This window comes from Virgibacillus alimentarius (assembly GCF_000709085.1).
Classification (GTDB): Bacteria; Bacillota; Bacilli; order Bacillales; family Amphibacillaceae; genus Virgibacillus_B; species Virgibacillus_B alimentarius.
The window spans coordinates 1-9,140 of the sequence record NZ_JFBD01000120.1 but is presented as its reverse complement, the minus strand read 5'-3'; the positions used below and the strand labels follow the sequence as shown (position 1 = coordinate 9,140).

The window sequence follows — 9,140 nt, the reverse complement described above, 5'->3', positions numbered from 1 at the left end:
CAAGCCATGCCCGCGGAAAGCATCCGCCAGCAGTGAAGGGTAACGGAGTTACGCTCAAAGTGTTATTAGGTAGATTGAAAATAATTAATAAGAAAATATTTAAGACTAAACATATTATATGAGGGGGAAGTATGATGACAAAGAAACATTTCTTACTTTCAGTTGCTTTATTATTTTTATTTTCATTATTTTTAGTTGCCTGTGGTAGCACAGACGATGCGTCAGGCGACGGGGAAGAAAGTGAAGGAGAAACACCAGAATTTATGAGTATGTTAACGGGCGGAACGAGTGGTACATACTATCCGCTGGGAGGAGCAATGGCTAAAATCATTTCTGATGAAACAGGAATACAAACAGATGCTGTTTCTTCCAATGCTTCGGCTGATAATGTAATCGCTTTACAGGAAGAAGAAGCTGAAATTGCATTTGTACAAACCGATGTTGTTGCAAATGCAATTGATGGAGTCAATGCTTTTGAAGATAATTCTGTTGATAATGTGCTTGCATTAGGCTCGTTATACCCAGAAACGATTCAGATTGTGACAACAGATAAATCAGGAATTGAGGCAGTGGAAGATCTTAAAGGAAAAACTGTTTCTGTTGGTGCGCCTGGTTCCGGAACTTATATCAATGCGGAGCAAATTTTAGACATTTATGATATGACAATGGACGATATTGATGCAGAGAATCTAGATTTTGATGAATCAACAGGTGGTATTCAAGATGGAAATATTGATGCCGCTTTCATTACTGCTGGTACACCAACAGGGGCTGTTGAAGGATTATCAGCAACAGAAGATGTGAGCATCGTTCCAATTGAAAAAGAAAAAGCAGAAGCGCTTGTAGAAAAATATCCATATTATGCAGAGGATACGGTACCATCTGGAACATATGGTATTCAAGAGGATGTAGATACAGTAGCGGTGCTTGCGATGCTAGCAGTGACTGATAACCTATCAGAGGATGCTGTTTATGATATTACAAAAGCGATTTATGAAAATACGGATAAAATTTCACATGATAAAGGTGAACTTATCACATTGGAATCTGCTTTAGATGGAATAGGTATTGATTTACATCCAGGTGCAAAAAAGTATTTTGATGAAGAGGGTATTGAAGCGAAATAAATGATAGTAAGTGAAAGAACAGGAGGCCGGTTGCAGGTCCTATTTATAGGCAATTGCACCGGCCTTTTTAATCGAAATATAAGGTGAATCATAGATGGCAAAAAAACGAATAACTCTTTTGATAGGTATATTACTTTTAGTTATCACACTCGCATTCATGTTTATCCCTTATAAAACTGCTTTAGTTTTTTATAAAGAGAATACAGATCAAATAGAAGCTTTTTTACCAATGAATACAGGGGATCACTTTCAAATTATTTTTAAGCATTCGATCCATTTAACTGATGTTATCGAAAAATATGAGGTAACACGTAATCATGATATAAAACAAAATGAGATTGTTTATGAAGAATTTGGAATTGGGATGCCTTCGAATGCACAAGAAGGCGAGGAATTTGTTAATGAGGATGGAAAATATTATATAAAAAATTTAGAAAACATTTTCCCATCGATGAACATACGGAATGGAAAGACAGTATCAGAACACCGGCTTGTTTGGGGAAACCAAGCGGAATATAGGGTTTGGTTTAATGATTATTTTCAGCCGGGTGCTTGGTTCAAATTAAAAATAGAAAAATTAACGCTCAGTCAGTATTTGAAAGAGGTGAAAATTCATGAGTGAATCAAAGCCAGAGCTCACAAAAGAACAACAGGATGAATTATTACAAAAATATGATGCAGAATCAAATACACGTCATTTAACTGGAATTGCAGCGAAGGTTGTTTTTATTACGCTGATTGCCTTTTCTTTATTCCAGCTATATACAGGTGCGTTTGGTCAATATACAGCATATATTCAACGAACTGTTCACTTGGGATTTGCATTAACCCTCATTTTTCTTTTATTCCCTGCCAGCAAAAAAGGAAATAAAGTGAAAATAGCTTGGTATGATATTATTCTAGCATTATTAGCAATTGTTGTTTGCGGATATTGGCCGCTTTATTATGAAACATTAGTACAACAAATAGGAGGGATTGATCAAACGCAATTCATTATTGGAAGTATTGCTATATTGTTGGTCCTTGAAGCAACAAGAAGAGCTGTTGGTCTTCCGATTACAATTATTGCAATTATCTTTATGATTTATGCGTTATACGGACCGCAAATGCCGGGGATGCTGGCACATCGCGGTCTTAGCCCGGAGCAACTGGTGAATTCGATGTTCTTTACATTAGAAGGTATTCTAGGAACTCCGTTGCAAGTTTCCTCTACGTATATTTTCCTGTTTTTACTCTTTGGAGCTTTTCTTATCCAGACAGGTGTCGGAAATTATTTTAATGACTTGGCCATTTCACTTGCAGGAAAGCGTACGGGGGGACCGGCAAAAGTTGCTATATTTTCAAGTGCCTTAAATGGAACGATCTCAGGGAGTTCGGTAGCAAATACAGTAACGACCGGTGCTTATACGATCCCTATGATGAAGAAACTTGGCTATCATCGCAATTTTGCTGGAGCTGTTGAAGCAGCTTCCTCAACCGGAGGACAAATTATGCCGCCTATCATGGGAGCGGCCGCTTTTTTAATGATTGAATTTGCCGGTGTTGGTTACTGGGAAATAGCAAAAGCAGCAACCATTCCAGCTATTTTATATTTTTCAGGAATATGGATTATGACCCATTTTGAAGCGAAGAAATTAGGACTATTCGGATTACCTGAGGATGAAATACCAAGTAAAAAAGAAGTTATGAAAAAAATTCATTTGCTCATTCCTATTATTGCTATTGTTTATTTGCTGTTTAAAGGATTCAGTATTGAACGAACGGCATTATATGGAATATTATCCATCATCATTGTAAGTCTATTTCGAAAAGATACGAGATTAACTCCTGGCAGGCTTATTTTAGCGCTAACTTCCGGAGCTCGTACTGCACTGGGAGTTGCAGCAGCTACAGCATGTGCGGGAATCATTGTCGGGGTAGTAACGAAAACAGGTCTGGGATTGAAACTAGGAAACAGTCTTGTTAATCTAGCCGGATCCATTGCGTCTTCCATGAATATCCAATTGATGCTCACATTGATCTTTACAATGATCACTTCCATTATTCTAGGTATGGGATCTCCAACGACAGCAAACTATATCATTACATCAACCATTGCACTGCCAGCAATCATTGCATTAAATGATCAGCTGGAAGTAGCAATTCCGGTCCTTGCTGGACATATGTTTGTATTTTATTTCGGTATTGTAGCAGATATTACACCACCTGTAGCATTGGCGGCTTTTGCAGCCACAGGTATATCCGGTGGTGCACCGATACGGACTGGTGCAAATGCATCCAGGCTTGCGATTGCAGCATTTATTATTCCGTATATGTTTGTTTTACAACCGGAATTATTAATGATCGACACATCCTTGCTCGAAATTAGTATGATATTAGTTACTGCAATAGCTGGCATGATTGCCATTGGCGGCGGTTTAATTGGGTTTTGGTACCGTAGATTACACTGGATAGAGAGAACGATATCGATTGCTTGCGGTTTGCTACTAATTTATCCGGGGGGATATACAGACTTAATAGGGTTAGGTGTTTTTGTCGCTTTGATTGCCCTGCAGCTTTCGTCCATGCGCAAGCGAGAGACAGATACCGATATTAAACAGGTTGGAAGCTAATTGATAAAAAATATTTCGCACCCACGATTCTATCTATTGTGGGTGCGAAAATAACTATTTTACAAGATTTCCCTCCCATGCAGGGAGACTTTTATTTAGCGGTTTATCTTGACGGTAACCTAATACATATTCCGCCTGCATAATCGTATGAATTTCACGTGTTCCTTCGTAAATGACTGGTGCTTTCGAGTTGCGTAAATAACGCTCTACAGGATACTCATCGGAATAACCATAAGCACCATGAATTTGCACGGCATCATCTGCTGCTTTATTAGCAAAATCACAGGCTTGCCATTTGGCGAGTGATGTTTCCCGTGTATTTCGTTTTCCTTGATTTTTTAATGCTCCTGCACGATACACAAGCAATCGGCTCATTTGTAATCCTGCTTCCATCTTAGCAATCATCTGCTGAACGAGTTGATGCTTGCCAATTTCTTTTCCAAATGTTTCCCGTTCATGACAATATTTCACACTAGCTTCTAAACATGCCATAATTTGACCGACAGCTCCGGCTGCTACTGTGAAGCGTCCATTATCCAGGGCAGACATAGCAATTTTAAATCCTTCTCCTTCTTTACCAAGCAGGTTTTCTTTTGGTACTTTGACTTGATCGAAAAATAATTCGCCAGTATTGCCAGCTCGAATCCCATGCTTTCCTTTTGTTGCTTTGGAAGAAAAACCTTCCCATGTTCGTTCCACAATAAATGCAGAAATTCCCTTATGCTTTTTTGATTTATCCGTATAGGCAAAAACAATAAAGTGATCAGCAGTATCACATAGAGAAATCCATGTTTTTTGTCCATTTAAGATATAGTAATCTCCCTCTTTGACTGCAGTTGATTCTAAAGAGGCAACATCGGAGCCTGCTGCTGGTTCTGTCAGACCAAACGCACCTATTTTGTCCCCTTTTGCTTGAGGAGTAAGGTACTTTTGCTTTTGTTCTTCAGAGGCCCATTGCAACAAAGTCATGCTATTTAATCCGGTGTGCACGGATACGGCAGTACGGAATGCGGTATCGCCACGCTCCAGTTCCTCACAGACAATCGCCAGTGAATTATAATCCATGCCACTACCGCCATACTCTTCTGGAATACATACTCCCATTAAACCAAGTTCAGCAAGTTTCGCCATAATAGCTGGATCAAATTCACCTTGACGTTCCCACTCTGCTATATATGGCATAATTTCCTTGTCTGTAAAACTTCTCGCTGTATCTCGTAACATTTTTTGTTCCTCTGTAAGTTCAAAATTCATTTTCTTCATCTCCTTCAGTGTAGTTGTTTTTTAATCCTAATCGGTTGAATATTTCCTCATTATGTTCACCCACATTTGGCGGGTGGTGATTAACCTTCACAGGTGTCCGTGATAGTTTTAACGGACTGCCAATCATTTTAATAGGCCCTGCACTAGGATGCTGGTATTCGATAAACATATTTCTCGCTTGAAGCTGCGGATCATTTGTAACTTCTTTGATATTTTGGATTGGTCCGCAAGGTATATTGTTTTCATTACATTTCTTTCTCCAGTATGCAGTTGGTTCTGTAAGAAAAACTTCCTGTAATAATGAATCTAATTCTTCACGATGTTTGACTCGATCCGGGTTCGTAAGAAATCTAGGGTCCGAGCTGTATTGTTGTTTATTTAAAATGGTGCATAAAGCATTAAATTGATTGTCATTCCCTACTGCGATGACGATTTCGCCATCCGACGTTTTAAATGTTTGGTAAGGGACAATATTTGCATGGCGATTCCCCCGGAGTTTAGGTATTACGCCAGACATTAAGTAATTACTTCCGATATTTACAAGTGAACTTACAGCAGCATCGTATAAGGAAATATCGACTTTTTGCCCTTTACCTGATTGTGTACGTTCTAGCAATGCACTTTGAATGCCAATACAGGCATATAAACCTGTTAGAATATCAGTGATGGCTACACCTAATTTTTGGGGTCCGGAATCATCATCCCCTGTAATGCTCATCAATCCACTCATTGCTTGAATAATGAAATCATAACCTGGCATGTTTTTGTATGGTCCTGTTTCACCAAAACCGGTAATCGAACAGGAAACAATCTTAGGGTTAATCGCTGACAGTGATTCATAATCCAAGCCAAAGCGTTCCATCGTACCAGATTTAAAATTATTAATAATAACATCACTTTCCATTACCAGTTTTTTAATCATTTGAATGCCCTCTTCTGATTTCAAATCGGCTGTAATGCTTTTTTTATTCCGATTTGCGCAAAGATAATAGGCGCTAACATCGTTTTGGAAAGGGGGGCCCCATTTACGTGTTTCATCACTGCCTCCAGGTGCTTCCACTTTAATCACTTCTGCACCGAGATCCCCTAGAATCATCGTACAATAGGGACCAGCGAGAACGCGTGATAAATCTAGCACTTTTATATTTTTTAATGCGCCAGTCATTGTTTCACTCCTTCCTCTTTAACAGTGTAAATAAAAAAACCAATTCAAATTGTTTACAGACTGATTTTAAGCTGTAATACAAAGTGAACTGGCTTTTTATCCGTTGGAACAGATCTGGAATGGAACTGTAAACAGATTAGGCAGTAGGAATTATTATTATTTTGTAACTTATTCATTTATTTTATTATATGTTGGATTAAATGTAAAGTGTTTTCTAAACTTTTATAAAATTCAGTCCTAAGATATTTATAGTTCACATCTGCTCTGATCCGACAAAAGAACAGTTTTAATGAAAACGATGTCATTTTATAGTATTATGATATAATTACAAATAGTCAAAAGTTTATAAAAAGGAGGTTTACAGGTGAATCAAACGATCTTTAACAAGCTGAGACCCATTTTTGCAGTTTCTACAAATATAGAGGAAGAAGCACTTTTAAAAAAGATTGCTACTCATCAGGATCCGTATTTATTTTTGACAGAGAATAATCGCCTCCGTGCATATGTCGACTTAAAAAATTTAAAAACAGAAAAAATAGATTACTCTAATTTACATATTAACCAAATATTTTCAAATGCGATTTCCATTGATAAACTTGGAACTTTTAAATTAAATCAGACGCTATCTTTACCATTTATTTTTCAGGCCTTGGGACAACCTATTGTTTTAGTGAAGAATGAACAAAATGACATTACAGGCTATGTAAGAAGAGAAGATATGCTGGCAGGGATGTTTCGTGAGGAAACAAAAAATATTAATATCTTACGTGTACTGCTTGCATCGATACCGATGGGGTTATTTGTCATAGATCACGAATATAAAATTGTTAATTGTAATGAATCCGGACTAAAAATGATTCGTTCTGAAGCAGATGAAGTAATGGGAAAAGATGCACGTATTATATTTCACAAAGAACAAGTAAATGAAGTTTTCGCTACTGGTAAAACGATTTTAAATCAAATTCGCATTACTGATGAAATGGGTGTATTGGTCGATTACAGCCCTATCGAAACTTCAAACGGAAATGTGGAAGGTGCTATTATAATAGTGCAGGATTTGCCTATGGTTGAAGAGATGGCCATGGAAATCGAAGCTGTAAAAAACTTAAATAGTGATATGAACGCTATTCTTTCTACGATTTATGATGAACTTGTGGTCGTTGATCATACAGGTAACATTTTACGTCATAGTGAAAACTATATAAGGGATTTTTGGAAAGGTGAATTAAATGAGCTAGTAGGGAAAAATATATTGGATTTGGAAAAGAAAGGCGATATCTCCCCTTCGATAACGAAACTGGTTTTAGAGAAAAAAGAAAAGGTTTCCCGTGTTCAAGAGGGAAAGCATGGCAAGAAAGTACTTGCAGTCGGTAACCCTATCTTTAATGAAAAGGGAGAGCTCCAAAGAGTTGTTATAGCTTCTAGAGACATTACCGAAAATACAAAATTGAAAACGGAGCTAAAACAAACAAGAGAAATAACAAAGAGGTACAAACAGGAACTTACCCGCTTGAAAACTATGACAGCTGAGCCATCACATGAAATTATTTATTGTAGTGCTAAAATGCAGCAAATTGTTAATCAGGTTGAAAAGATTGCTAAATTTTCTTCTACGGTGTTAGTTCAAGGTGAATCAGGTGTGGGAAAAGAAATGATTGCACGTGCAATCCATCAAAAAAGTAATCGTTCCAATAACCCTTTTTTAACAATCAATTGTGGATCCATACCGGAAAATCTGCTTGAAAGTGAATTATTTGGTTATACGAAAGGTTCTTTTACCGGAGCGGACATGAAAGGAAAGCAAGGCTATTTTGAACAAGCACATGAAGGCATATTATTTTTAGATGAAATTGGGGATATGCCAATGTCTTTGCAAGTAAAATTGCTAAGAGTTCTTCAGGAAAGTGAAGTTGTACCAATTGGAAGTGTTACTGCAATTCCTGTTGACGTTCAGATTATCGCTGCCACAAACAAGGATCTAAAAGGAATGGTTGAGAAAGGAACTTTCCGGGAGGATTTATATTATCGAATTCATGTCATTCCAATCCGTGTTCCGCCATTAAATGAACGATCAGAGGATATTCCGTTGCTCGCATATCACACATTGCAAAAATTAAACCAGCGATATGACAAAAATTACCATTTTTCGCCAGATGCACTGAATTTGCTCGAAAATTATTCATGGCCTGGCAATATCCGTGAATTACAAAATTTAATTGAACGACTATTTGTCACAGCGGATGAGGATGTAATAACTGCAGCGTTAGTCGATCAGTTTATGTCTAATGGTATTGTGAAGAAAGCTAAACCAATGGTTAATGGAATCATGCCGCTTCAAAAAGCGAAAGAGGAAGTGGAAGAACAGCTCATTCTGTTAGCGATGAAGAAATTTGGAACAACAACAAAAGCAGCGGAAGCATTAAATATTAGCCAATCGGCAGTGAGTCGTAAATATCAAAAAATTTTACAAAATGAATAGGAGAATAAAAAAGACTGAGACATAACTAGCAAAATATCTTAAAAAAGGTTCCAACCATCAAAAATTGGTGGCTGATTCCTGCGGGAAAAGCACGTGTCTGAAGACCCCACGTGAAGTGATTTTCTTCCGAGGAGGCTGAAGTCGTGCCCGCGGAAAGCAGCCACCTGTAGTGGAAGTCAACGGGATTACCATCCGTATCGATTAGTAAAAACTATTAATAGAATTATCTCACCTAAAAAAAGTCAAATAGCCCCAATGGACTATTTGACTTTTTGACATTTACTGGGGTTTTGTCCCAGCTTTTTTTATTCAAATATCAAGGCGGATTGTTTTGTTAATATGAAAATATTCATAATACTATGCAATTAGTCATAAAAAAGCAGAGCGAAATCCAAAATAATTTAATTTACAAAGCATTCCTTTATAAAAAATAAATTCGTTAAAGGCCTCTGATATTATGGTTAGGCCTATTATTTTTTCTGAATATTTTATAA

Annotated in this window: 6 protein-coding genes; 4 read left to right on the top strand and 2 right to left on the bottom strand. The window is 37.4% G+C overall.

Annotation, left to right across the window (positions count from 1 at the left end; translation table 11 throughout):
• Positions 1-134: 134 nt before the first annotated feature.
• From GZ63_RS0115420 to GZ63_RS0115410, 3 genes are all read left to right on the top strand, one after another.
• Complete coding sequence (locus GZ63_RS0115420) at positions 135-1,127, top strand: TAXI family TRAP transporter solute-binding subunit (RefSeq protein ID WP_029271081.1); 993 nt, start codon at positions 135-137, stop codon at positions 1,125-1,127.
• Positions 1,128-1,221: 94 nt separating this feature from the next.
• Positions 1,222-1,749 carry a DUF1850 domain-containing protein gene (locus GZ63_RS0115415; RefSeq protein WP_029271079.1) on the top strand — a complete coding sequence of 176 codons (528 nt, stop codon included), beginning with the start codon at positions 1,222-1,224 and terminating at the stop codon, positions 1,747-1,749.
• Positions 1,742-3,739: a TRAP transporter permease gene (locus GZ63_RS0115410; protein WP_029271077.1), complete on the top strand. Its 1,998-nt coding sequence runs from the start codon at positions 1,742-1,744 to the stop codon at positions 3,737-3,739. Before GZ63_RS0115415 ends, GZ63_RS0115410 begins: the two co-directional genes overlap by 8 nt.
• A 54-nt stretch (positions 3,740-3,793) precedes the next feature.
• Here GZ63_RS0115410 and GZ63_RS0115405 read toward each other — a convergent pair whose 3' ends face one another.
• Both GZ63_RS0115405 and GZ63_RS0115400 read right to left on the bottom strand, forming a co-directional pair.
• Positions 3,794-4,993: an acyl-CoA dehydrogenase family protein gene (locus tag GZ63_RS0115405; RefSeq protein ID WP_029271075.1), complete on the bottom strand. Its 1,200-nt coding sequence runs from the start codon at positions 4,991-4,993 to the stop codon at positions 3,794-3,796.
• Positions 4,983-6,167 carry a CaiB/BaiF CoA transferase family protein gene (locus GZ63_RS0115400; RefSeq protein ID WP_029271073.1) on the bottom strand — a complete coding sequence of 395 codons (1,185 nt, stop codon included), beginning with the start codon at positions 6,165-6,167 and terminating at the stop codon, positions 4,983-4,985. Before GZ63_RS0115400 ends, GZ63_RS0115405 begins: the two co-directional genes overlap by 11 nt.
• Before the next feature lie 364 nt (positions 6,168-6,531).
• Here GZ63_RS0115400 and GZ63_RS0115395 point away from each other — a divergent pair, with 364 nt between their 5' ends.
• Positions 6,532-8,646 carry a sigma 54-interacting transcriptional regulator gene (locus tag GZ63_RS0115395; protein WP_029271071.1) on the top strand — a complete coding sequence of 705 codons (2,115 nt, stop codon included), beginning with the start codon at positions 6,532-6,534 and terminating at the stop codon, positions 8,644-8,646.
• The last annotated feature ends 494 nt before the right edge of the window (positions 8,647-9,140 follow it).